Consider the following 22,994-nt stretch of genomic DNA (forward strand, 5'->3'; position numbering starts at 1 on the left):
GGCGCCGGGAAGGCCCGCCATGGATCTCCGTGGCGGATTCGACGAGAGGGGAGACCGTTTTGGAGAACAACCGGATTCGCAGGGTCGTGATCGCCGGCGGCGGCACCGCCGGCTGGATCGCCGCGTGCGCGCTGACCCACCAGTTCCGCGACCTGCTCGACATCACCCTGGTGGAGTCGGAGCAGATCGGCACCGTCGGCGTGGGCGAGTCGACGATCCCGACCATCCGCACCTTCCACCGGCTGCTGCAGATCGACGAGCGCGAATTCCTCAGCTCGGTGGCCGGCAGCTTCAAGCTCTCGATCTCGTTCGAGAACTGGAAGCGCCCGGGCGACCACTACTTCCATCCGTTCGGCACCACCGGGATGAACACCTGGTCGTGCGACTTCCACCAGTTCTGGCTGGAGAGCCTGCGCCGGGGCATGAAGTCGGAGCTGGGCGACTACTGCCTGGAAACCGTGGCCTCGCGGGTGCAGCGCTTCGCCATCTTCGACCCGGCCGGTGCGAGTACCCAGGAGTGGTCGATGCGCTGGGTCCAGTCGCCGACCTCGCTGGAGCGCGCCGACGTCAGCTACGCCTACCACTTCGACGCGGCGCTGTACGCCGCCTTCCTGCGCCGCAAGTGCGAGGGCCGCGGCCTGACCCGGGTCGAGGGCAAGATCCGCGAGGTGCGGCAGGATCCCGAGAACGGCTACATCCGGGCGCTGGTGATGGAGGACGGCCAGGTCGTCGAGGGCGACCTGTTCATCGACTGCACGGGCTTCCGTGGCCTGCTGATCGAGCAGACCCTGAAGACCGGCTACGAGGACTGGAACAACTGGCTGCCCTGCAACCGCGCGGTGGCGATGCAGATCGAGTCGGTCGAGCCGCCGGTGCCCTACACCCGCGCCATCGCCCACGAGGCCGGCTGGCGCTGGCACATCGCCCTGCAGCACCGCGTCGGCTGCGGCTGGGTGTTCTCCAGCGCGCACATGTCCGACGACGAGGCCGCGGCCAAGCTGGCGGCCGCCAACAACAATGCGCCGGTGGTGCGCGAGCCGTGGATCGTGCCGTTCCGGACCGGGCGCCGGCTCAAGGTCTGGAACAAGAACGTGGTCTCGCTGGGCCTGGCCAGCAGCTTCATCGAGCCGCTGGAGTCGACCAGCATCCACCTGACCCTGAGCGCGGTGACCCGGCTGGTGCAGATGTTCCCGTTCGCCGGCATCGACGATGCCAACGTCGACCGCTACAACGACGTCAGCCGCGACGAGCTCGAGCACGTGCGCAACTTCATCATCCTGCACTACCACCTCAACCAGCGCGACGAACCGCTGTGGCGCGAGTGCCGCGAGATGAAGCTGCCCGACGATCTTGCCCAGCGCATCCAGCTGTTCCGCGACACCGCCTATGCCTGGCAGGGCGAGGACGAGCTGTTCCGGCTGGATTCGTGGACCCACGTGATGCTGGGCCAGGGCGTAGTCCCGCGCGAGCACCATCCGCTGACCCGCGGGCTGGGCGACACGGACATGGCGCGGCTGTTCGAGGCGGTGCGCCAGCCGATCAACCGCATGGTCGCGGCGATGCCCTCGCACGAGGACTTCCTCAAGCGCTACTGCCCGGCCGATCCGTCGGTGTGGAACCTGCGCCGGGCCCCGGCGCAGACCGGGGCCTGAGCGGACCGCGCGCGCCATGGTCATCGAGCCGCACCCCGGCATCCGCGTCCAGCGTCTGGCCCTCGGCGAGGAAGGCGCGCCGCTGCTGGTGATCGACCAGCTGGTGGCGGATCCGGAGCGGCTGGTGCGCAAGGCCGCGCGCTCGCAGTTCAGCCCGCAGGGAGCGATGTTCCCGGGCATCCGCGCACGCGCGCCGCTGTCCTACGAGGCGTTCCTGGAGCGGCTGGTCCGGCCGCTGCTGGACGAGGTCTTCGGCCTGCCGCCGCAGGTGCGGCTGGCCTTCCCGATGTGCCACTACTCGCTGGTGACCCAGGCGCCGGAGAAGCTGGCGTTCCTGCAGCGGATCCCGCACATCGACTCGGCCACCGGCCGCGGGCTGGCCACGGTGCACTACCTGTTCCACGGCCACTGGGGCGGCACCGCGTTCTATCGGCACCGCAGCACCGGCTTCGAGTACGTGGACGAGGGACGCGAGTTGGCCTACTTCACCCGGCTCGAGCAGGAAAGCCGCAGCGCCGATGCGCCGGAGGCGGGCTACATCGGCGAGGACACGGCGCTGTTCGAGCGGATCGGCAAGGTCGACGGCGTGTTCAACCGGATGGTGGTGTACCGGCGCAACTCGCTGCACTCGGGCACGGTCGACAACGCCAACGTGCCGCCGCCGGACCCGCTGGCGGGGCGGCTGTCGATCAACAGCTTCATCGACGTGTTCCTGTGAACGGCGTGGATCGCAGCGGCGTCGCAGCGCTACCATGCCATGGGCCGGCCGGGTGGGACATCGCCGGGGGCTTCCCCGCGACCTGCCGTTCGGAAGGAGAGCGCGCTTGAACGCCACCTTGCTGCTGCTGGTACAACTGGTGGTGATCCTGGTCGCGGCGCGGCTGTGCGGCGCGGTGCTGCGGCGGTTCGGCCAGCCGCCGGTGATCGGCGAGATGATGGCCGGCCTGCTGCTCGGCCCGATCGTGTTCGGCGCGTGGCTGCCGGAACTGCATGCGGGCCTGTTCGCCAAGTCCTCGCTGCCGGCGCTCTCCGGCCTGGCGACGCTCGGCGTGGCCCTGTTCATGTTCATCGTCGGCGCCGAACTGCGCGCCCCGGAGGGCAGCCGCGCGCAGGTGCGGGCGGCCACGTCGATCGGCCTATTCGGGATTGTCCTGCCGCTCGCGCTCGGCCTGGCGATCGCGCCGTTCCTGTACCCGTCCTTCGCGCCCGGGGGCGTGGCGTTCTGGCCGTTCGCGCTGTTCATCGCCGCGGCGATGTCGGTCACCGCCTTCCCGGTGCTCGCGCGCATCCTCAAGGACCGCAACCTCACTTACAGCACGCCGGGCCGGCTGGCGCTGAGCGCGGCGGTGATCGACGACGGCTGCGTCTGGATCTTCCTGGCGGTGGTGCTGGCGCTGGCCGGCGGCGGTTCGCCGGCGGGCGTGGCGCTGGCCATCGGCGGCGGGCTGGCGCTGGTCGCGGTGGTGTTCCTCGTGCTCAAGCCGATCTATGCGCGGCTGCTGCGTCCGGCCACGGCCGCGGGCGACCCGGCGGCGTCCTCGTTCCTGTGGGTGCTGGTCGGCGTGCTGGGTTGTGCGGCGTTCGCCGAATGGATCGGCCTGCATGCGGTGTTCGGCACCTTCCTGTTCGGCGTGTGCCTGCCGCGCGACGACCGCCTGCTGCATTTCCTGGCGCGGCGCATCGAACCGCTGGCGGTCACGTTGCTGATGCCGGTGCTGTTCGCCCTCGCCGGCCAGAACACGACGCCGGAGGCGTTCGCGGGGGCCGGCATCGGTGCATTCGGGCTGATCCTGCTGGCCGCGATCCTGGGCAAGGTGGTCGGCTGCGCCACCGGGGCGCGGCTGAGCGGCTACGGCTGGCGCGACAGCCTGGCGGTGGGCTCGCTGATGAATGCGCGCGGGCTGATGGAGCTGATCGTGATCAAGATCGGCTTCGACGCCGGGCTGATCGGGCCGGAGCTGTTCACGATGCTGTTCGCGATGACGCTGGTGACGACGGTGATGGCTTCGCCGCTGTTGAGCTTGTTTTACCGCGGGGGCCGGGATGCGCGGGCAGGCGGCGCGGCGGAGTTGCGTCGGAGTCCGTGAAGGGAAAAATGCCGTCGTCCCCGCGAAGGCGGGGACCCAGTGACTTTGCTGTTGGCCGTGCTGGGCTTGCCTGTTATTTCGCTTTCTATGGGAAGCAACAGCAGGAGCCAAGTCACGGGATCCCCGCCTACGCGGGGATGACGTTCCGGCAAAGGCGCCCGCACTGCGTGCGGGCGCGCCGGAACGTCACTTCAACGCCTTGAACCTCAGCCGGTGCGGCCGGGCCGCCTCGTCGCCCATGCGGCGCTTCTTGTCTTCCTCGTACTCGCGGTAGTTGCCCTGGAAGAACTCCACGTGCGAGTCGCCCTCGAAGGCGAGGATGTGGGTGGCGATGCGGTCCAGGAACCAGCGGTCGTGCGAGATCACGAAGGTGTTGCCCGGGAACTCCAGCAGCGCGTCTTCCAGCGCGCGCAGGGTCTCGATGTCCAGGTCGTTGGACGGTTCGTCCAGCAGCAGCACGTTGCCGCCCTGCAGCAGGGTCTTGGCCATGTGCAGGCGGCCGCGCTCGCCGCCCGACAGGGTGCCCACCAGCTTCTGCTGGTCCTGGCCCTTGAAGTTGAAGCGGCCGATGTAGGCGCGCGACTGGATCTCGATGCCGTTGATGTTGAGGATGTCCAGGCCGCCGGAGACTTCCTGGAACACGTTGTGGTTGCCTTCCAGCGCGCCGCGGCTCTGGTCCACGTAGGCCAGGTTCACGGTCGGGCCGGTCTCGATCGAGCCGGAGTCCGGCTTCTCGGCGCCGGTGATCATCTTGAACAGGGTCGACTTGCCGGCGCCGTTGGGGCCGATGATGCCGACGATCGCACCCGGCGGCACCGAGAAGCTCAGGTCGTCGATCAGCAGGCGATCGCCGAACTTCTTGGAGACGTTCTTGAACTCGATCACCTTGTTGCCCAGGCGCTCGCCCGGCGGGATGAAGATCTCGTTGGTCTCCTGGCGCTTCTGGTAGTCGACCGACTGCAGCTCCTCGAGGCGGCCCAGGCGCGCCTTGCCCTTGGAGCGGCCGCCCTTGGCGTTCTGCCGCGACCACTCCAGTTCCTTCTGGATGGCCTTCTGGCGTGCCTTCTCCTGGTTCTCTTCCTGCTTCAGGCGCTCGTCCTTCTGCACCAGCCAGTCGGTGTAGTTGCCCTTCCACGGGATACCGCGGCCGCGGTCCAGTTCGAGGATCCACTCGGCGGCGTTGTCGAGGAAGTAGCGGTCGTGGGTGACGGCCACCACGGTGCCGGTGTAGCGGGCCAGGAACTGTTCCAGCCACTCCACCGACTCGGCGTCCAGGTGGTTGGTCGGTTCGTCCAGCAGCAGCATGTCAGGCTTCTGCAGCAGCAGGCGGCACAGCGCCACGCGGCGCTTCTCGCCGCCGGACAGCTTGCCGACCACCGCGTCCCACGGCGGCAGGCGCAGCGCGTCGGCGGCGATCTCCAGCTGCTGTTCCAGGGTGCTGGCGTCGCCGCTGGCCAGGATCGCCTCCAGGCGTTCCTGTTCCTTGGCCAGCGCGTCGAAGTCGGCGCCGTCCTCGGCGTAGGCCGCGTAGACCTTCTCCAGCGCGGCCTGGGCCTGCAGCACCTCGCCCACGCCCTCCTCGACCGCTTCGCGCACGGTCTGGTTGGGATCCAGCTGCGGCTCCTGCTCCAGGTAGCCGACCTTGATCCCGGCCTGCGGGCGGGCCTCGCCCTCGAAGTCCTTGTCCACGCCGGCCATGATCCGCAGCACGGTGGACTTGCCGGCGCCGTTCAGGCCGAGCAGGCCGATCTTGGCGCCCGGGAAGAAGCTCAGCGAGATGTCCTTGATGATCTGCCGCTTGGGCGGGACCACCTTGGACACGCGGTTCATGGTGTAGATGTACTGCGACATGGGACTTTCGACTCCGCGGACGGACAGCGGCGGCCTGCCGGGCAGGGGCCGCGCTAAGGGGATGTTTGGGGGGTGCCCGTGGGGGTGATCGGGACCGGCCGATTATCCCGGATATGGGGGCGGGGCGCCAAATCACCAGTCCGGCGCGACCGGCCGGCGGCCGGGCCTGGCGGGGGCGGACGGGCTACAATCGACGGCCCCCGTCCCCTTTCCCGGAGCCCCGATGTTCCCGCGCGACGCCCGTATCGAAGGTTACGATCCTGAACTGGCCCAGGCCATCGCCGACGAGGCCCGCCGCCAGGAGGACCACGTCGAGCTGATCGCCAGCGAGAACTACGCCAGCCCGCGCGTGCTGGAGGCCCAGGGCAGCGTGCTGACCAACAAGTACGCCGAAGGCTACCCGCACAAGCGCTACTACGGCGGCTGCGAGTACGTGGACATCGCCGAGCAGCTGGCGATCGACCGGGTCAAGCAACTGTTCGGCGCCGATTACGCCAACGTGCAGCCGCACTCCGGCTCGCAGGCCAACCAGGCCGTGTACTTCGCCCTGCTGCAGCCGGGCGACACCATCCTGGGCATGTCGCTGGCCCACGGCGGCCACCTGACCCACGGCGCCAAGGTCAACGCCTCCGGCAAGCTGTTCAACGCGGTCCAGTACGGCGTGAACGACCAGGGCCTGATCGACTACGACGAGGTCGAGCGCCTGGCGGTCGAGCACAAGCCGAAGATGGTCGTGGCCGGTTTCTCGGCCTACTCCCAGCAGATCGACTGGGCGCGCTTCCGCGCCATCGCCGACAAGGTCGGTGCGATCTTCTTCGTGGACATGGCCCACGTCGCCGGCCTCGTGGCCGCCGGCGTCTACCCGAACCCGCTGCCGCACGCGCACGTGGTCACCTCGACCACCCACAAGACCCTGCGCGGCCCGCGCGGCGGCATCATCCTGGCCCAGGGCGCCGGCGAGGACCTGGTCAAGAAGCTGCAGTCGATCGTGTTCCCCGGCATCCAGGGTGGCCCGCTGATGCACGTGATCGCGGCCAAGGCGGTGGCGTTCAAGGAAGCACTGGAGCCGGAGTTCAAGGCCTACCAGCAGCAGGTGGTGAAGAACGCCCAGGCGATGGCCGACACCCTGATCGCGCGCGGCTACAAGATCGTCTCCGGCGGCACCCAGAACCACCTGATGCTGGTGGACATGATCGGCAAGGACGTGTCCGGCAAGGATGCGGAGGCCGCGCTGGGCAAGGCCCATATCACCGTCAACAAGAACTCGGTGCCCAACGATCCGCGCTCGCCGTTCGTGACCTCGGGCCTGCGCCTGGGCACCCCGGCGGTGACCACCCGCGGCTACACCGAACAGGACTGCGTGGACCTCGCCAACTGGATCGCCGACGTGCTCGACGCGCCGGGCGACGAGTCCGTGATCGCCGCGGTGCGCGGGAAGGTCACCGCGCAGTGCGGGAAGTATCCGGTCTACGGCTGACCGGCGAACCGGGGGCGACGCATGCACTGCCCGTACTGCCAGCACACCGACACCCGCGTGATCGACTCGCGCGTGTCCGAGGACGGCGCCACCATCCGGCGCCGGCGCGAGTGCGAGGCCTGCGGCGAGCGTTTCAGCACCCTGGAGACGGTGGAGCTGAAGCTGCCGGCGATCATCAAGAGCGATGGCCGCCGCGAGCAGTTCGACGCCAAGAAGCTGCGCCTGGGCTTCGACCGCGCGCTGCAGAAGCGGCCGGTGTCCGAGGAGCAGATCGAGGCGGCGGTGCGCGCGGTGGTGCACGGCGTGCGCATGAGCGGCGAGCGCGAGTTGCCGTCGCGGCGGATCGGCGAATTCGTGATGGACGAGCTGCGCAAGCTCGACCACGTCGGCTACGTGCGCTTCGCCTCGGTCTACCGCAGCTTCGAGGACGTGGCCGACTTCCGCGAGGAGATCGAGAAGCTCGAGCGCGAGATGCCGCCGGCCAGCGGCCAGCTGCCGCTGCTGCAGGGCGCCGAGGTCGTTCCCATCGACAAGCACGCCGACCGGCAGAAGAAACGCTGAGCGCGGCCATGCGCATCGCCTGGCTGCGCGACCATCCCTGGCACGTGGACGCGCTGGCCGCCGCCCACGTCGAGGCCTTCGGCGCGCTGATCCCGGACTGGACCGTGCAACAGGCGGTGCAGGAACTGCGCTCGCATACCCGGGCCCGGGCGATCCCGACCACCCTGCTGGCGCTGGACGAGGCCGGCGACTGGCTCGGTTCGGTCAGCCTGCTGCAGGAGGACCACCAGCGCATCCGCCAGTACTCGCCCTGGCTGGCCAGCCTGTACGTGCGTCCGCAGGCGCGCGGCCGCGGCGTCGGCGCGGCGCTGGTGGCGCGCTGCGTGGCCGAGGCCGCCGCGCTCGGCGTGCGCCGCCTGCACCTGTATTGCACCGCCGCGCTGGCCGGCTACTACGCCGTACTGGGGTGGCGCGAGCATGCACAGGTCGCGCTCGGCCCGCTGCAGGTGCAGGTCATGGCGATCGAATGCGCGGAAACGGTGTGATGAACGGGTCGGATGCACGGGTGGCCGCATGGTCGGCGGTCGGCCGCATGGGACGGTTGCCGTGAGCGGCTTCGACCGTTTCGAGCACGAGGCGATGGCGCATGCGTTGCGCCTGGCCGAGCGCGGCCTGTACACGGCGCGGCCCAACCCGATGGTGGGCTGCGTGATCGTGCGCGATGGCGAGGTGGTGGGCGAGGGTTGGCACCCGCGCACCGGCGAGCCGCACGCGGAGGTGTTCGCGCTGCGCCAGGCAGGGGAGCGCGCGCGCGGCGCCACCGCCTACGTGACCCTGGAGCCGTGCGCGCACCACGGGCGCACGCCACCCTGCGCCGACGCGCTGGTCGAGGCCGGAGTGGCGCGGGTGGTGGCGGCGATGCGCGACCCGTTCCCGCGGGTGGACGGCGCCGGTTTCGCCCGTCTGCAGGCGGCCGGAATCGCGGTCGCCTCGGGACTGCTGGAAGGGCAGGCGCGCGAGCTCAACCGCGGCTTCCTGTCGCGGATCGAGCGCGGACGGCCATGGCTGCGGGTCAAGCTGGCCGCCAGCCTGGACGGGCGCACGGCGATGGCCAGCGGCGAATCGAAGTGGATCACCGGCGAGGCCGCTCGCGCCGACGTGCAGCGCTGGCGCGCGCGCAGCGCGGCGATCCTCACCGGTGCCGACACGGTACTGGCCGACGACCCGGCGCTGACCGTACGCCTGGGCGACGAGACCGCATTCGTGCCGCCGCTGCGGGTGGTGGTCGACACGCGGCTGCGCAGCCTGGAGCGCGGCCGGGTGCGCGACGGCGCGGCGCCGACCCTGTACCTGCACGCGCCCGACGCGGTGCCGCCGGCGGGCCTGGCGGCGGAGTTCGCCGCAGTGCCGCTGCGCGACGGCCGCGTCGACCTCGACGCCGCGCTGCGGCTGCTCGGCGAGCGTGGCCTCAACGAGGTCCAGGTCGAGGCCGGCCCGGCGCTGTGCGGCGCGCTGCTGCGCGCCGGCCTGGTCGACGAGCTGCTGCTGTACCAGGCGCCGCTGTTGCTGGGCGACGCCGCGCGCCCGCTGTTCGCGGGCCTGGGGATCGCGGCGATGGCCGAGCGCAGATCGCTGCGGCTGGTCGAGGAAGCCCGGCTCGGCGAAGACCTGCGCCTCCTGCTGCGCCCGCTTCCGTAGGCCCGCCTTGCAGGCAGCGCCGCGCTTTTCCCTGCAGGAGCCGGGTTCAGCCGGCGACACGGGCGTCGGGACCACGAAGGCGTCGCCTGTGCCGGCGGCGTCGGGTCGCCGGCAAGCCCGGCTCCTGCAACCGCCGCGGCGCAACCGCTCTTCTGTAGGAGCGGGCATGACCGCGACACGGGCGTCGGGGCGTGAGGGCGTCGCCTGTGCCGGAGGTGTCGGGTCGCGGGCAAGCCCGGCTCCTACAACCACGATGGCTTTGCTGTAGGAGCCCAGCTTGCTGGCGACCCGGGCGTCGGGATCATGAGGACGTCGCCTGTACCCACGGCGTCGGGTCGCCGGCTGAACCCGGCTCCTACAACGGCAGCGCCGCGCGCTCTTCTGTAGGAGCGGGCATGACCGCGACACGGGCGTCGGGGTCGCGAGGGCGTCGCCTGTGCCGACGGCATGGCGCCCCGGCCGACCCCCCGGCTCCTGCCAGGAAAAACGCAGCGTTCCGATGCCGGCTGCCCGCGTGCCGGCAGCCGGTTCCCCCGGCTGGGGTAGAATGCCCGCGCCGGTCCGCCGGCACCCAAATCAGAAACGAACGTCTTCAGGGCGGGGTGGAATTCCCCACCGGCGGTAGGCGCTATTCCCCACAGGGGACGGCGCGAGCCCGCGAGCGCTCCCGGCCACGCGATCCGTCGCGGCCGCCGGGAGGTCAGCAGATCCGGTCCAATGCCGGAGCCGACGGTTGAGGCGTGGCCCAGGCCGCGCCCTAGAGTCCGGATGAAAGAAGACGCAGCCGCCCGGCCCGTGCCGGGCGTTGCCCGCGCGCCCCGGGACGTTTTTCGCAGCCATTCCGCGGAAAACGCATATGCCGTCCGATATCCAAGTCCTGTTCCTCCACGCCGCGGCCATCGCGAGGGTCACGCATACGCCGCGTCCCGCCCCCGCAGGGGAGGCGCGCTGATGTTCACCGGGATCATCGAGGGCGTCGGCCGCCTGGCCGCGCGCGAGCCGCAGGGCGGCGACGTGCGCTTCACCTTCGCCGCCGGCACGCTGCCCTTCGAGGACGTGCGCCTGGGCGAGAGCATCGCGGTCAACGGCGTGTGCCTGACCGTGGTCGCCTTCGACGCCGCGTCCTTCCAGGCCGATGCCTCCAACGAAACCCTGGCGTTGACCACGCTCGGTGCGCTGCCGGTCGGCGCGGCACTGAACCTGGAGCGGGCGATGCGGCCGTCCGATCGCCTCGGCGGGCACCTGGTCAGCGGCCACGTCGACGGCATCGGCCGGGTGCTGTCGGTCCACGACGATGCGCGCGCGCAGCGCTGGCGCTTCGCCGCACCGGCCCCGCTGCTGAAGTACATCGCGAAGAAGGGCTCGATCTGCGTGGACGGCGTCAGCCTCACCGTCAACGAAGTCGATGCGGAAGGCTTCGAGGTCGCATTGATCCCGCACACCGTGGCCCACACCCGCTTCGCCGAAACCGCGGTGGGCGAGGCGGTGAACCTGGAGATCGACCTGGTCGCCCGCTACGTCGAGCGCCTGCTGGGCGCGCGCGGCGGCGAAGGAGCCGGCGCATGAACTTCGCCCCCGTCCCCGAGCTGCTGGAGGAGATCCGCGCCGGCCGCATGGTCGTGATCGTCGACGACGAGGACCGCGAGAACGAGGGCGACCTGATCATGGCCGCCGAGCTGGTGCGGCCGGCCGACATCAACTTCATGGTCACCCACGCCCGCGGCCTGGTGTGCCTGTCGCTGACCCGCGAGCGCTGCGCGCAACTGGGCCTGGCGCCCATGGTGCAGACCAACACCGCCCAGTTCCAGACCAACTTCACCGTCAGCATCGAGGCGGCCGAGGGCGTGACCACCGGCATCTCCGCCTACGACCGCGCCCACACCATCCGCACCGCGGTGCGCCCGGACGCCAAGCCGGCCGACCTGAGCCAGCCCGGGCACATCTTCCCGCTCACCGCCCAGCCCGGCGGCGTGCTGACCCGCGCCGGCCACACCGAGGCGGCCAGCGACCTGCCGATGCTGGCCGGGCTGGAGCCGGCCGGCGTGCTGGTGGAGGTGATGAACGCCGACGGCAGCATGGCCCGGCGCCCGGAACTGGAGATGTTCGCGCGCGAGCACGGGCTGAAGATGGGCTCGATCGCCGACCTGATCGCCTGGCGACTGGCGACCGAGCACACCGTCGAGCGCATCGACGAGCGCGACATCGATACCGAGTTCGGTCCATTCCGGTTGCTGACCTACCGCGACCGCATCGCCCACGAACTGCACTTCGCCCTGGTCCGCGGCACGCCCGACAAGGCCACCCCGACCCTGGTCCGGGTCCAGGTGGAGAACCCGCTGAGCGACCTGCTGCACTGGCGCCGCGACGACTTCGGCGTGGCCGCCACCGACGCCCTGCGCGCGATCGCCGCCGAAGGGCAGGGAGTGATGGTGGTCCTGTCCGAGCCGCGCAACGCCGAAGCGTTGCTGGCGCGGCTGCGCAAGCAGCCGGAAGTGAAGGCCAACACCAAGGACGTGGGCCAGTGGCGGCGCAACGGTGCCGGCGCGCAGATCCTGGCCGACCTGGGCCTGGGCCGGTTGCGCGTGCTGGGCACCCCGCGCCGCCAGGTCGGCCTGGCCGGCTACGGCCTGGAAGTCGTCGAATACCTGTCCCCGCCGCCTTTGTAGGAGCCGGGTTCAGCCGGCGACCCGACGCCGTTGGCCCAGGCGACGCCCTCGTGGTTCCGACGCCCGTGTCGCCGGCTGAAGCCAGCTCCTACAGAAGAGCGGCAGCGCGGCTGTTGTAGGAGCCGGGTTCAGCCGGCGACCCGACGCCGTCGGCCCAGGCGACGCCCTCGTGGTTCCGACGCCCGTGTCGCCGGCTGAAGCCAGCTCATACAGGAGAGCGGCAGCGCTGTGGCTGTTGTAGGAGCCGGGTTCAGCCGGCGACCCGACGCCGTTGGCCCAGGCGACGCCCTCGTGGTTCCGACGCCCGTGTCGCCCACTAGAAGTGGGCTCCTACAGGAACAGCCGGGTGGCCGTGGGATGTACTCACCGGCCCCCCGCCGGTCCCGCCCCCCATGCACTAAACTGTCCGACCCCCGAGGACCCACTTCCCATGACCCTCTACGAAGGCGACCTGCGCGTGCCGGCCGACGCCCGCTTCGCGATCCTGGCCAGCCGCTGGAACGCGCGCATCACCGACGCCCTGGTCGCCGGCGCGCGCCGCTGCCTGGCCGAGAACGGCGTGGCCGAGGACGCGGTCGACGTGGTCCGCCTGCCGGGCGCGTGGGAACTGCCGGTGGCCGCGCAGCGGCTGGCCAGCGGCGGCGGCCACCAGGCCCTGATCGTGCTGGGTTGCGTGGTCCGCGGCGACACCCGCCACTACGAACACGTCGCCGACCTGTGCGCAGAAGGCCTGATGCGGGTGGCGCTGGACACCGGCGTGCCGGTGCTCAACGGCGTGCTGGCGGTGGAGAAGGTCGAGGATGCCGAGGCCCGTGCCGGCGGCAGCCACGGCAACAAGGGCGAGGAGGCGGCGCTGGCCGCGCTGGAAATGGTCAACCTGCTGGAGCGCCTGCGATGAGCCGTCCGCACCGTCCACGCCCGGGCGTCGATCCGGTGCTGCGCGCGCGCGCGCGCCGCCGCGCGCTGCAGGCGCTCTACGCCTGGCAGATCTCCGGCGGCAACGCGCAGCAGGTGATCGCCCAGTTCGCCCACGAGCAGGCCCACGAGGTCGCCGACCTGGAGTACTTCGAGGACCTGGTCCGCGGCGTGCTGGCCGAGCGCACCGGCTTGGACGCGGCGCTGGCGCCGCACCTGGACCGCGGCGTGGAGGAGGTCGACGCGATCGAGCGCGCGGTGCTGCGCCTGGCCGCCTACGAACTGCTGCACCGCCCCGACGTGCCGTACCGGGTGGTGCTCAACGAGGCGATCGAGATCGCCAAGCGCTTCGGTTCCGAGCACGGCCACACCTACGTCAACGGCGTGCTCGACCGCGCCAGCGGCGAGTGGCGTGCGGTCGAGGTGCAGGCGGCGCGGGGCAACGGCCGCCACTGAGCGTCCGCCACCGGGGCTTGCCGCAGCCCCACGGCGGATAGCTGGGCCGCATCGACTGCACCCGGCACCCCATTCGCGAAGCAGTCGCGCGATACCGCACCCGCGCGTCGCCCGCCTGTCTCCCCACCCGTCGCCCCGGCGCACGCCGGGACCCAGTGACTCGGTCTTGCTGCAACGGCCAGCTCGGCCATGAGGCGACCATCCCGGCCCGCGGCCTGTTCCCGCCCGTCGTTCCAGCGCAGGACGGAATCCGGCGACTTCGTCCCGCCGCAGCGGGCCACCTGGCACGACCGGCTGCCCATGGATGGCGGCGCCGCAACGAATCCGGGCAAGATGCCGCCATGGCCGAATTCGACCTGATCGAACTCATCCGCAACCGCGCCGCCACCCGCAACGACGTCGTGCTGGGCATCGGCGACGATGCGGCGCTGCTGCACGTGCCCGCCGGACACGAACTGGTGGTCACCGCCGACACGCTCAACGCGGGCGTGCATTTCCCCGGCGACACCGCGCCGGCCGACGTGGGCTGGAAGGCGCTGGCGGCGAACCTGTCGGACCTGGCCTCGATGGGCGCGCGCCCGGCCTGGTGCACGCTGTCGCTTTCGCTGCCACAGGCTGATGCGGGCTGGCTGGACGGCTTCCTCGACGGATTCCTCGGGCTGGCCGAAGCGCACGGTATCGCCCTTGCCGGCGGCGACACCACGCGCGGGCCGCTGTCGGTGGCGGTGACCGCGATGGGCCTGGTGGAAACAGGCGCGGCCCTGCGCCGCGACCGCGCCCGCGTCGGCGACGACGTCTGGGTGACCGGTACGCTGGGCGATGCCGCGGCGGCGCTGGTGCTTGGCGGGCACGTACCACCGCCTTCGGGAGCAGCGCCGCCGGCGGTCGCTGCCGCCATCGCCGCGCAGCTCGCCGATCGCCTGCGGCGGCCGACGCCGCGGGTCGAGGCCGGCCGCGCGCTGCTGGGTTTGGCCCATGCCTGCGTCGATGTATCCGACGGTCTGCTCGCCGACCTCGGCCACGTCTGCCGGCGCAGTGGCGTGGGCGCGGAGGTCGCGATCGACGCGCTGCCGGCGTCGGCCGCGCTGCGGGCCGCATTCGGCGAACAGCGCCACGCGCTGCAGGCCGCCGGCGGCGACGACTACGAACTGTGCTTCACCGCGCCGCCGATGCTGCGCGAGGCGGTGGCGCTGGCGCTGGAGCAGGCCGGCGTGGACGGCACCCGCATCGGCCGCATCGTCGCCGGCGCCGGCGTGCGTGCCGTCGATGCTCAGGGTGCGCCGTGGCAGTCGACGCACGCCGGCTACGAGCATTTCGGCTGATCCGAAGGCACCCGTGCGCCCGCTTTCCGTAGGAGCCGGGTTCAGCCGGCGACACGAGCGTCGGGACCATGAGGGCGTCGCTTGTGCCGGCGTCGTCGTGTCGCCGGCTGAACCCGGCTCCTACAAGAAGCAGCGTCGTGTCGCGCTTTCTGTAGGAGCCCACTTCAGTGGGCGACACGGGCGTCGGAATCACGAGGAGGTCGCCTGTGCCGACGGCGCTGCGTCGCGCCGGTTGAACCTGGTTCCTACAAAGACGCGACCGCGTCGGCCATGCGCTCCACGGCCTCGACCAGCAGCGGGCGCGGCATTGCGAAGTTCAGGCGGACGTGGCCTTCGCCGCCCTGGCCGCATTCGCCGCCGTCGGTGAGCGCGACACGGGCCTCGCGGCGGAAGAACAGGTGCGGGGCGGTGTCCAGCGGCAGCGCGCGGCAGTCCAGCCAGGCCAGGTAGGTGCCTTGCGGCTCGACATAGCCGACCTGTGGCAGGCGCTCACGCAGCAGCCGGCCGAGCAGGTCGCGGTTGCCCTGCAGGTAGCCCAGCACCGGCTGCAGCCAGGCGTCGCCATCACGCCAGGCGGCGGTGTGCGCAACCACGCCCAGGGTCGACGTGCTGTTGCCGGCGAAGTGGCCGATCGCGCGCCAGCGCTGCAGGTCGTCGGTGCGGGTGAATACCAGCTGCGCGCACTTGAGCCCGGCCAGGTTCCAGGCCTTGGAGGCGGAGACGGAGGTGATCGCCTGCCGCGCGGCCTCGTCGGACACGGTGGCGTAGGGCACGTGGCGGCGGCCGTCGTAGACCAGCGGCGCGTGGATCTCGTCGGCGAATACGCGCGCGTCGTGGCGCGCGGCGATCGCGGCGATGCGCTGCAGTTCCGCGCGCGCATAGACCTTGCCGATCGGGTTGTGCGGATTGCACAGCAGCAGCATCCGCGCGCCGCCGGCGAAGGCGGCCTCGAGCGCGGCCTCGTCGAGTTCCCAGCCGCCATCGCCGCGCCGCATCGGCACCTGCGCCACCGGATGGCCGAGCAGCGCCAGCAGTGGCAGGAACGGCATGTAGCAGGGCACCGGCACGGCGACGGTCGCCCCGGCGGGCAGGTAATGGCGGCAGACCACCTCCAGCGCGCCGAGCACGTCGGGCACGGCACGGATCGCGTCGGCCGGCACGTCCCAGCCATGGTGGCGCCGCAGCCACTGCGCGCAGGCCTCGGCCATCGCCCGCAGCGGCGCGGCGGAGAGGTAGCCCACCTGGCCGCGGTCCACCGCCTCGTGCAGCGCCTGTCGGATCGCCGGGGCGAGGCCGAAGTCCATCTCGGCGACGAAGGCGCCGATGCAGTCCGGGAACGCGCGCCACTTCAGCCCGCCGCCGGCGCGCAGCTGTTCCAGGGTGATCGCGTCGAATGCCGAGGTATCCAGGGCCGCTCTCCGTCCGTGCGCCGCCCATTGTAGGAGCCGGGCTCAGCCGGCGACACGGGCGCCGGGACCACGAGGGCGTCGCCTGTGCCGGCGTCGTCGCGTCGCGGGCAAGCCCGGCTCCTGCAACGGCAGCGCCGCGCGCTTTTCTGTAGGAGCCGGCATGACGGCGACACGGGCGTCGGGATCATGAGGGCGTCGCCTGTGCCGACGGCGTCGGGTCGCCGGCTGAACCCGGCTCCTACAACCGCGGCGACGCAGGCCTTGCAGGAGCGCAGCTTGCTGGCGACACGGGCGTCGGGATCATGAGGGCATCGCCTGTGCCGGCGTCGTCGTGTCGCCGGCTGAACCCGGCTCCTACAAAAAGCAGCGTCGTGTCGCGCCTTCTGTAGGAGCCCACTTCAGTGGGCGACACGGGCGTCGGGATCACGAGGGCGTCGCCTGCGCCGGCGTCGTCGCGTCGCCGACTGAACCCGGCTCCTACAACGGCAGGACCTTGCCGGGGTTGAGGATGCCGTCGGGGTCGAACGCCGCCTTGACCGCGCGCATTGCCGCCAGGGTCGGCGCGTCGAACGCGCGGTCCATCCAGTCGCGCTTGGCCACGCCGATGCCGTGCTCGCCCGACAGCGTGCCGCCCAGCGCCAGCACCAGTTCGAACAGGCGCGGCAGTGCAGCCTGCGCGCGCGCGGTCTCGGCGTCGTCGTCGGGGTGGTACAGGATGTTGACGTGCAGGTTGCCGTTGCCGGCGTGGCCGAAGACCACGATCGGCAGGACGAATTCAGCGGCCAGCGCCTCCACTCCGGCCACCAGCCCGGGAATGCGCGACACCGGCACCACCACGTCCTCGTTGATCTTGCCCGGCGCGATCGTGCGCAGCGCCGGCGACAGCGCGCGCCGCGCCGCCCACAGCCGGTCGCGGGCGCTGCCGTCGGTGGCCACGTCCAGCGAGAGCAGGTCCTCGCCGTCGGCGGCGTCGGCCAGCGCCTGCAGTGCCGCGGGCAGGGTGTCGTCGTCGCCGTCGGCCTCGACCAGCAGCATCGCGCCGGCGTCGGGCACGTCGATGCCGTGGCGGCGGAGCAGGGCGATCGCGCTGCCGTCCATGAACTCCAGCATCGCCGGCACCTGCGGCTGCGCCATCAACCGCGCCACCGCCGCGGCGGCGCCGGCGGCGTCGCGGTAGAACGCGCGCAGCCCCGCCTGCGCGCGCGGCCGCGGTGCCAGCTTCAGCGTGGCCTCGACGATCAGCGCCAGCGTGCCCTCGCTGCCGACCAGCAGGTGGGTCAGGTCGTAGCCGGTGGCATCCTTGGTCCAGGGGCCGCCGCAGCGGATGGTCTCGCCGGTGCCGGTCACCGCCACCAGCCCGAGCACGTTGTCGCGGCTGGCGCCGTACTTCACCGCGCGCGGCCCGCCGGCGTTGCAGGCCAGGTTGCCGCCGATGGTGCAGCGCTCGAAGCTGGTCGGGTCCGGCGGCCAGAACAGGCCGTGCGGCTGCAGCGCCTGCTGCAGGTCGCCGTTGAGCACGCCGGGTTCAACCACGACGCAGCGGTCGCCGGGACGGATCTCGACTATCCGGTCCATCCGCGCGAACGACACCACCACGCCACCGGCGAACGGCACCGCCGCGCCGGTAGTGCCGGTGCCCGCGCCGCGGGCGACGATCGGCACCCGGTGCGCGCGGCAAGCGCGCACGATCGCGGCGACCTGCGCGCGGTCGCGCGGCACCGCCACCGCGTCGGGCAGTGCCGACATGCGCGAATCGTCCTCGCCGTGGGCGCGGCGCATCTGCTCGCCGGTGAGCCAGCCGTCGGCGCCGAGCAGGGTGGCCAGTTCGGCATCGAGGGTGGGGGGCAGGGAGGTGGCCATCGCGCGATTGTAGGCGGGGCGCGGACGCGCGGGCGCGAAGCCGGTGGGGCCGCCGCCGACCTGGCGCTTTGTGTTGCGCTTTTCTGTAGGAGCCGGCATGACGGCGACACGGGCGTCGGGACAATGAGGGCGTCGCCTGTGCCGCCGGCGTCGCGTCGCCGGCTGAACCCGGCTCCTACAAAAAAGCAGCCCCGTGCCGCGCCTTCTGTAGGAGCCCACTTCAGTGAGCGACACGGGCGTCGGGATCATGAGGGCGTCGCCTGCGCCGATGGCGTCGCGTCGCTGGCTGAACCCGGCTCCTACAAAAAGCTGGCGTCGTGCCGCGCCTTCTGTAGGAGCCCACTTCAGTGGGCGACACGGGCGTCGGAATAGCGAGGATGTCGCCTGGGCCGACGGCGCTGTGTCGCCGGCTGAACCTGGCTCCTACAACGGCGGGGCGTCGGGATCAGGGTGTACCAACGGCGCCATGTCGCGGGCAGGCCCGGCTCCTACAGGTCGTCCAGGCGGAACGCGTCCTTCACCCAGCGGATCCGCGGCCGGGCCGGGTCGCCGCTGGCCTCGACCACGTCAAAGCGGCACGGCAGCTGCGCCATCCGGGCGTGCGAGCCCAGGTACAGCTGCGCGGCGCGCACCAGCTTGCGGCGCTTGCCGGCGTCGACCGAGGCGAAGCCGCCGCCGAAGGCCGAACCGGCGCGATAGCGCACCTCCACGAACACCAGCGTGCCGCCGGCGTCGCCGGGCTCGAGCATCACCAGGTCCAGTTCGCCGCCGCGGTAGCCGACGTTGGCCGCCAGCGTGCGCAGGCCGGCGCGTTCGAGCTCTGCGCGCGCGGCCGCCTCGACCAGCGCGCCGCGCGCGCGCCGGTCCGTCGTCGCGTCGTCAGCGGCCACCGGCGGCCAGCGGCACCGGCACGCCGCCGCTGAAGATCGACCACTGCGGCTGCCGCACCACGCCGCCGAACCCGTCCAGGCGCAGGCTGCCGGTGGCACCGGCCAGTTCGCCGTCGTTGCGGGTGACCAGCCGCTCCAGGAAGGCGCTGATCAGCCAGGCGTCGTGGCCGAAGGCGAACAGGCGCGCGGCGCCGCCGCGCGCGGTCGGCAGTAGTTCCGAGACCTGGCTGTAGGGCGGCAGCCCGGCGACGCCGCGCGCCTGCCAGGCCTCGCCCGGGAACACGATGCCGTCCAGGACCACGTCCTCCTCGGCCTTGCCGGTGCCGGACACCAGCTGCGAGGTGGCCACCCGGGTACGCGAGGCGAAACCGGCCATGGCCAGCTGCGGCACCAGCGCCCGCGCCTGCGATCCGCGCACGGCCAGGAACACGCTGTCGGCGCCGGCCGCGGCGGCCTGCACCAGCTGCGCCGACACGTCGCCCGGCTGCTCGCCGACGCTGACCACGCCGGTGACCCGGCCGCCGCGCTCGCCCAGCCGCTCGCGGAACGCGTCGACCGCGCGGCGGCCGTTCTCGTCGCTGCCGCCGATCACCAGTACGTTGCGGTGCTCGCGCGCCAGCAGGTAGTCGGCCGCGGCGATGCCGTCGTCCTCCGGCGCCAGCGAGAACGCCAGGTGGCCGGGCGGCGGGGCGACGTTGCCGCGGTTGAGCGCCAGGCTGGAGACGCGCGCATCCGGTTGGGCGAACACCGCGCCGACTTCTTCGCGGCTCAGCGGGCCGACCACGAAGTCGTTGCCGTCGGCCACCGCCTGGGCATAGGCGGCGACCGCGCCGGTGGGCGTGCCGGTGGTGTCGTAGAAGGTGATCGGCGGCCGCTCGCGCCGCTCGGCGTAATAGCCGGCGAGCAGCCCGTCGCGGACCGGGCCGGAGGCGGTGGCGAGCTGCCCCGACAGCGGCAGCAGCACCGCCAGCTTGCGCGGCGGCCGGTAGCCGTCGGCGGCGGCCGGCGCGCGCTGCGAGAAATCCCAGCCTTCGCCGCGGTCGAACGGGCGCGGCAGCGGCAGGCCGCGGCGCACCAGGGCGCGCCCGGCGAAGTTGTACAGCGGGTCGCCGGCCGGCAGCGCCGCCGCGCGCGACGACAGGGTGGCGTCGTCGAGCGAGGACAGCAGGCGTTCGATCTCGCGGCGGTTCTCGTCGCGCCCGCTGCCTTGCAGCCCGGCATCGGCGCGGGCCCGCGCCGCCGCGGCGCCGACGATGTCGCCGCCGGATTCCAGGCCGCGGGCCTGGGCCAGGTACCAGCGCGCCTGCTGCGGCGCCGGCAGGACGGCCGGATCGCTGCCGGCCAGGGCGGCCTGCACCCCGCCGGGTTGCTGCGCGGCCAGGGCCAGTTCGGCCTGCAGCAGGGCCAGCCGTGCCCGGCTGGCGCCGCCGGTGCGGCGCGCGTCGACCTGCGCGGCGAGGCTGCGCGCGCGCGCATCGTCGCCGGCGTCGTGCCAGGCGAAGGCGGCATCGGCCAGCAGCGCGTAGCGCTGGCTGCCCTTGGCGGCGCTGGCCAGCGCTTCCAGCCGCTGCGCCGCCTCGCGCGCCTGGCCCTGCTCCAGCTGCGCCAGCGCGGCGGCGTGCTCGGGCGCGGCGGTCGGTGCGGTGGACACGCTGGCGCAGCCGGCGGCCAGCAGTGCCACCAGGCACGGGGCCAGCCAGCGCAGGCGGTGGGAGGGCGTCGCTGGCAGCGCGTGGTTCGGCATATCCATCCGTCGGGCCGGGCCTGTCGGGGAAAGGGCTTAGGATTCTACCTTTCCGCCCGCACGCTGGACCTTCATGCCCGCCGCCATCCTCCACGTCGTCGCCACGCCCATCGGCAACCTCGGCGACCTGTCGCCGCGCGCCCAGCAGGTGCTGCGCGAGGTGGCCGCGGTCTGCGCCGAGGACACCCGCCGCAGCGGCCAGCTGCTGGCCCACTTCGGGATCGCCACGCCGCTGCTGGCCCTGCACGAGCACAACGAGCAGCAGCTGGCCGAGCGGCTGGTGGCGCGGCTGCTGGCCGGCGAGTCGCTGGCCCTGGTCAGCGATGCCGGCACGCCGCTGGTCAGCGATCCGGGCTACCGCCTGGTCCGCGCCGCGCGCGCGGCCGGGGTGAAGGTCAGCCCGGTGCCGGGGCCGTCGGCGCTGATCGCCGCGCTGAGCGTGGCCGGGTTGCCGAGCGACCGCTTCGCGTTCGAGGGCTTCCTGCCGGCCAAGGCCTCGGCGCGGCGCGAGCGGCTGGCGGCGCTGGCCGGCGAGCCGCGCACGCTGGTGTTCTACGAATCGGCGCACCGTATAGAAGAGTCGCTGGCCGACCTGCGTGCGGCCTTCGGCGACGAGCGCCCGGCGGTGCTGGCGCGCGAGCTGACCAAGCTGTTCGAGACGGTGCTCGACGGCACCGTGGCAGACCTGCATGCGCGGGTGGTTGCCGACGCCGACCAGAGAAAGGGCGAGTTCGTGCTGGTGGTGCAGGGCGTGGCCGAGGACGCGGATGCGACCTTGGCCGAAGGCCGCCGCGTGCATGCGATCCTGGCCAAGCAGTTGCCGCCCTCGGCCGCGGCCAAGTTGGCGGCCGAGATCACCGGCGCCCCGCGCAAGGCCCTATACGGGGCGCCGGCCCCCGACGACTGACCCGTCCGCTGCAACGGCAACCGTAACTGCAAGGTCAAAAGCGCCGGATGTGGTTGGCTTCGGGCTGAGCCGCAGCAGGCCGGGGGTATTGCGGTCGTCTCGACGGCACGTGTGCCGACTCGCCGACGTGGCCATCCCTGGCCACTGCCGCAATACCCCCGGCCCGCCATGTCTCCGGGAGCTTCCAGGTCATGGCTCCGTTCACAGGCGATGAGCAGCGCACGGCTCTTGTAGGAGCGGGCATGACCGCGACCCGACGCCGTCGGCCCAGGCGACGCCTTCGTGATTCCGACGCCCGTGTCGCGGTCATGCCCGCTCCTACAGAAAGCAGCGCCGTGGTGGGCTTGCCCCCTCCCTTCAGGGGGTGGAGGCTGCTTGCACGCAGCCCCCCAATGAACGCCCGAAGGCTGTGCCTGAGGGCCGGGCGGGCCGGGGAGGACTGCATTTGCTGTTGCTTCGATCATCCAGAAGTCAGCAACCGACCGGTTCGCCACAGCCCCCCTTGGTAAAGGGGGGGGCGCCGCGGCAGCGGCAGGGGATCGGAGGTAAACGAGCGGGGCCCAAGGTTCGCTTCAGCGAACCTTGGGGTATTCATACGGCGAACCCGTAGAATACGTCCCCGGCGGAGCCGGCCAGACAGTCGCGTCATTGGAAACAATGCCGAGGAAAGTCCGGGCTCCACAGGGCACGGTGCCAGGTAACGCCTGGGCGGCGCGAGCCGACGGAAAGTGCAACAGAAAGATACCGCCGAACGGCATCGCGAGATGTGCGTGGCAAGGGTGAAATGGTGCGGTAAGAGCGCACCGCGAGTCCGGCAACGGACCGGCACGGCAAACCCCACCGGGAGCAAGGCCAAATAGGGACCCCATGACGTTGCCCGCGTCGGGTCCGGGTAGGCTGCTCGAGCGTAACGGTGACGTTGCGCCTAGAGGAATGACTGTCCACGACAGAACCCGGCTTACCGGCCGGCTCCGCCACCTCATTCTTCCCGCCGCCCGCTACGGGCGGGCGCGTTCTTGTCAGGGGGGCAGGTCGTCGGCCCGACGTCCCGCCGGCAAGGGATGTCCCGCCGTTGTAGGAGCCGGGTTCAGCCGGCGACCCGACGCCGTCGGCCCAGGCGACGCCCTCATGGTCCCGACGCTCGTGTCGCCGACTGAAGTCAGCTCCTACAGAAGGCGGGCGCGCCGTGGCTGTTGTAGGAGCCGGGTTCAGCCGGCGACCCGACGCCGTCGGCCCAGGCGACGCCTTCATGATCCCGACGCCCGTGTCGCCGACTGAAGTCAGCTCCTACAGAAAAGCGGGCGCGCCGTGGCTGTTGTAGGAGCCGGGTTTAGCCGGCGACCCGACGCCGTCGGCCCAGGCGACGCCTTCATGATCCCGATGCCCGTGTCGCCGACTGAAGTCAGCTCCTACAGAAAAGCGGGCGCGCCGTGGCTGTTGTAGGAGCCGGGTTCAGCCGGCGACCCGACGTCGTCGGCCCAGGCGACGCCTTCATGATCCCGACGCCCGGTCGCCGGCTGAACCCGGCTCCTACAAAGGGGCGCCCGGTCGGGAAGAGC

At 71.9% G+C, this 22,994-nt stretch carries 18 protein-coding genes, 1 other RNA gene and 1 riboswitch; of the genes, 14 read left to right on the plus strand and 5 right to left on the minus strand.

The features are described from left to right. Positions 1 to 59: 59 nt before the first annotated feature. The 3 genes from WQ53_RS11315 (at position 60) to WQ53_RS11325 (ending at position 3,739) form a co-directional block, all read left to right on the plus strand. Positions 60 to 1,652 carry a tryptophan halogenase family protein gene (locus WQ53_RS11315; protein ID WP_052632457.1) on the plus strand — a complete coding sequence of 531 codons (1,593 nt, stop codon included), beginning with the start codon at positions 60 to 62 and terminating at the stop codon, positions 1,650 to 1,652. A gap of 16 nt (positions 1,653 to 1,668) precedes the next feature. Beyond that, positions 1,669 to 2,370 (plus strand): DUF6445 family protein, encoded by a 702-nt coding sequence (locus tag WQ53_RS11320; protein WP_052632459.1) that lies wholly within the window; start codon positions 1,669 to 1,671, stop codon positions 2,368 to 2,370. Between the two features lie 106 nt (positions 2,371 to 2,476). Continuing rightward, the gene (locus WQ53_RS11325) at positions 2,477 to 3,739 is read left to right on the plus strand and encodes a cation:proton antiporter (protein WP_052632461.1); all 1,263 of its coding nucleotides are present in this window, start codon (positions 2,477 to 2,479) and stop codon (positions 3,737 to 3,739) included. Between the two features lie 186 nt (positions 3,740 to 3,925). On the opposite strand, the gene ettA is transcribed toward WQ53_RS11325, so the two are convergent. After that, on the minus strand, positions 3,926 to 5,590 hold the full coding sequence (ettA, locus tag WQ53_RS11330) for an energy-dependent translational throttle protein EttA (RefSeq protein ID WP_052632463.1): 1,665 nt from the start codon (positions 5,588 to 5,590) through the stop codon (positions 3,926 to 3,928). Between the two features lie 223 nt (positions 5,591 to 5,813). Between ettA and glyA the strand changes: the two genes are divergently transcribed. The 9 genes from glyA to thiL all read left to right on the plus strand — a co-directional run bounded on the left by glyA (position 5,814) and on the right by thiL (position 14,625). Next, positions 5,814 to 7,067, plus strand: coding sequence for a serine hydroxymethyltransferase (gene glyA / locus WQ53_RS11335; protein ID WP_052632464.1), 1,254 nt, complete (start codon positions 5,814 to 5,816; stop codon positions 7,065 to 7,067). Between the two features lie 21 nt (positions 7,068 to 7,088). Further along, positions 7,089 to 7,628: a transcriptional regulator NrdR gene (nrdR, locus tag WQ53_RS11340; protein ID WP_052632466.1), complete on the plus strand. Its 540-nt coding sequence runs from the start codon at positions 7,089 to 7,091 to the stop codon at positions 7,626 to 7,628. A gap of 8 nt (positions 7,629 to 7,636) precedes the next feature. Continuing rightward, entirely contained in the window at positions 7,637 to 8,113 is a 477-nt protein-coding gene (locus WQ53_RS11345; protein WP_052632468.1) for a GNAT family N-acetyltransferase, read from the plus strand. 28 nt (positions 8,114 to 8,141) lie between these two features. Then, positions 8,142 to 9,266 carry a bifunctional diaminohydroxyphosphoribosylaminopyrimidine deaminase/5-amino-6-(5-phosphoribosylamino)uracil reductase RibD gene (gene ribD, locus WQ53_RS11350; protein WP_082112998.1) on the plus strand — a complete coding sequence of 375 codons (1,125 nt, stop codon included), beginning with the start codon at positions 8,142 to 8,144 and terminating at the stop codon, positions 9,264 to 9,266. 584 nt (positions 9,267 to 9,850) lie between these two features. Continuing rightward, positions 9,851 to 10,050, plus strand: a riboswitch (FMN riboswitch). A 167-nt stretch (positions 10,051 to 10,217) separates the two neighbouring features. Continuing rightward, positions 10,218 to 10,832, plus strand: coding sequence for a riboflavin synthase (locus WQ53_RS11355; RefSeq protein ID WP_052632472.1), 615 nt, complete (start codon positions 10,218 to 10,220; stop codon positions 10,830 to 10,832). Further along, the gene (gene ribB / locus WQ53_RS11360; protein WP_052632474.1) at positions 10,829 to 11,932 is read left to right on the plus strand and encodes a 3,4-dihydroxy-2-butanone-4-phosphate synthase; all 1,104 of its coding nucleotides are present in this window, start codon (positions 10,829 to 10,831) and stop codon (positions 11,930 to 11,932) included. Before WQ53_RS11355 ends, ribB begins: the two co-directional genes overlap by 4 nt. A gap of 430 nt (positions 11,933 to 12,362) precedes the next feature. Further along, a complete protein-coding gene (ribH, locus tag WQ53_RS11365) occupies positions 12,363 to 12,830 on the plus strand; it encodes a 6,7-dimethyl-8-ribityllumazine synthase (protein ID WP_052632475.1) in 468 nt (155 codons plus the stop codon). Continuing rightward, entirely contained in the window at positions 12,827 to 13,303 is a 477-nt protein-coding gene (gene nusB, locus WQ53_RS11370; protein WP_052632477.1) for a transcription antitermination factor NusB, read from the plus strand. Before ribH ends, nusB begins: the two co-directional genes overlap by 4 nt. A 341-nt stretch (positions 13,304 to 13,644) precedes the next feature. Next, complete coding sequence (thiL, locus tag WQ53_RS11375) at positions 13,645 to 14,625, plus strand: thiamine-phosphate kinase (RefSeq protein WP_052632478.1); 981 nt, start codon at positions 13,645 to 13,647, stop codon at positions 14,623 to 14,625. Positions 14,626 to 14,870: 245 nt separating this feature from the next. On the opposite strand, the gene WQ53_RS11380 is transcribed toward thiL, so the two are convergent. The 4 genes from WQ53_RS11380 to WQ53_RS11395 all read right to left on the minus strand — a co-directional run bounded on the left by WQ53_RS11380 (position 14,871) and on the right by WQ53_RS11395 (position 20,465). Beyond that, positions 14,871 to 15,929: a MalY/PatB family protein gene (locus tag WQ53_RS11380; protein ID WP_236685854.1), complete on the minus strand. Its 1,059-nt coding sequence runs from the start codon at positions 15,927 to 15,929 to the stop codon at positions 14,871 to 14,873. Between the two features lie 582 nt (positions 15,930 to 16,511). After that, on the minus strand, positions 16,512 to 17,894 hold the full coding sequence (locus WQ53_RS11385) for an FAD-binding oxidoreductase (RefSeq protein ID WP_052632482.1): 1,383 nt from the start codon (positions 17,892 to 17,894) through the stop codon (positions 16,512 to 16,514). Positions 17,895 to 18,382: 488 nt separating this feature from the next. Then, entirely contained in the window at positions 18,383 to 18,784 is a 402-nt protein-coding gene (locus WQ53_RS11390; protein WP_052632484.1) for a YraN family protein, read from the minus strand. Continuing rightward, a complete protein-coding gene (locus tag WQ53_RS11395) occupies positions 18,774 to 20,465 on the minus strand; it encodes a penicillin-binding protein activator (protein ID WP_236685958.1) in 1,692 nt (563 codons plus the stop codon). The genes WQ53_RS11390 and WQ53_RS11395 overlap by 11 nt, the downstream gene beginning before the upstream one ends. Before the next feature lie 136 nt (positions 20,466 to 20,601). Here WQ53_RS11395 and rsmI point away from each other — a divergent pair, with 136 nt between their 5' ends. After that, entirely contained in the window at positions 20,602 to 21,435 is an 834-nt protein-coding gene (gene rsmI / locus WQ53_RS11400) for a 16S rRNA (cytidine(1402)-2'-O)-methyltransferase (RefSeq protein WP_052632490.1), read from the plus strand. A 624-nt stretch (positions 21,436 to 22,059) separates the two neighbouring features. Next, positions 22,060 to 22,412, plus strand: an RNA gene (rnpB, locus tag WQ53_RS16110) — RNase P RNA component class A. The last annotated feature ends 582 nt before the right edge of the window (positions 22,413 to 22,994 follow it).

It is taken from the genome of Pseudoxanthomonas suwonensis, from assembly GCF_000972865.1.
In the GTDB taxonomy this organism is placed as follows: domain Bacteria; phylum Pseudomonadota; class Gammaproteobacteria; order Xanthomonadales; family Xanthomonadaceae; genus Pseudoxanthomonas; species Pseudoxanthomonas suwonensis_B.

What these genes read in the sequence shown, in the direction of transcription:
- glyA (WP_052632464.1), top strand. Translation starts at nt 5,814, where the DNA reads ATGTTCCCGCGCGACGCCCGTATCGAAGGTTACGATCCTGAACTGGCC.
- ribB (WP_052632474.1), top strand. Translation starts at nt 10,829, where the DNA reads ATGAACTTCGCCCCCGTCCCCGAGCTGCTGGAGGAGATCCGCGCCGGC.
- WQ53_RS11320 (WP_052632459.1), top strand. Translation starts at nt 1,669, where the DNA reads ATGGTCATCGAGCCGCACCCCGGCATCCGCGTCCAGCGTCTGGCCCTC.
- WQ53_RS11355 (WP_052632472.1), top strand. Translation starts at nt 10,218, where the DNA reads ATGTTCACCGGGATCATCGAGGGCGTCGGCCGCCTGGCCGCGCGCGAG.
- ribD (WP_082112998.1), top strand. Translation starts at nt 8,142, where the DNA reads ATGGTCGGCGGTCGGCCGCATGGGACGGTTGCCGTGAGCGGCTTCGAC.
- nusB (WP_052632477.1), top strand. Translation starts at nt 12,827, where the DNA reads ATGAGCCGTCCGCACCGTCCACGCCCGGGCGTCGATCCGGTGCTGCGC.
- WQ53_RS11345 (WP_052632468.1), top strand. Translation starts at nt 7,637, where the DNA reads ATGCGCATCGCCTGGCTGCGCGACCATCCCTGGCACGTGGACGCGCTG.
- nrdR (WP_052632466.1), top strand. Translation starts at nt 7,089, where the DNA reads ATGCACTGCCCGTACTGCCAGCACACCGACACCCGCGTGATCGACTCG.
- ettA (WP_052632463.1), bottom strand. Translation starts at nt 5,590, where the DNA reads ATGTCGCAGTACATCTACACCATGAACCGCGTGTCCAAGGTGGTCCCG.
- rsmI (WP_052632490.1), top strand. Translation starts at nt 20,602, where the DNA reads ATGCCCGCCGCCATCCTCCACGTCGTCGCCACGCCCATCGGCAACCTC.
- WQ53_RS11380 (WP_236685854.1), bottom strand. Translation starts at nt 15,929, where the DNA reads ATGGACTTCGGCCTCGCCCCGGCGATCCGACAGGCGCTGCACGAGGCG.
- ribH (WP_052632475.1), top strand. Translation starts at nt 12,363, where the DNA reads ATGACCCTCTACGAAGGCGACCTGCGCGTGCCGGCCGACGCCCGCTTC.
- WQ53_RS11385 (WP_052632482.1), bottom strand. Translation starts at nt 17,894, where the DNA reads ATGGCCACCTCCCTGCCCCCCACCCTCGATGCCGAACTGGCCACCCTG.
- thiL (WP_052632478.1), top strand. Translation starts at nt 13,645, where the DNA reads ATGGCCGAATTCGACCTGATCGAACTCATCCGCAACCGCGCCGCCACC.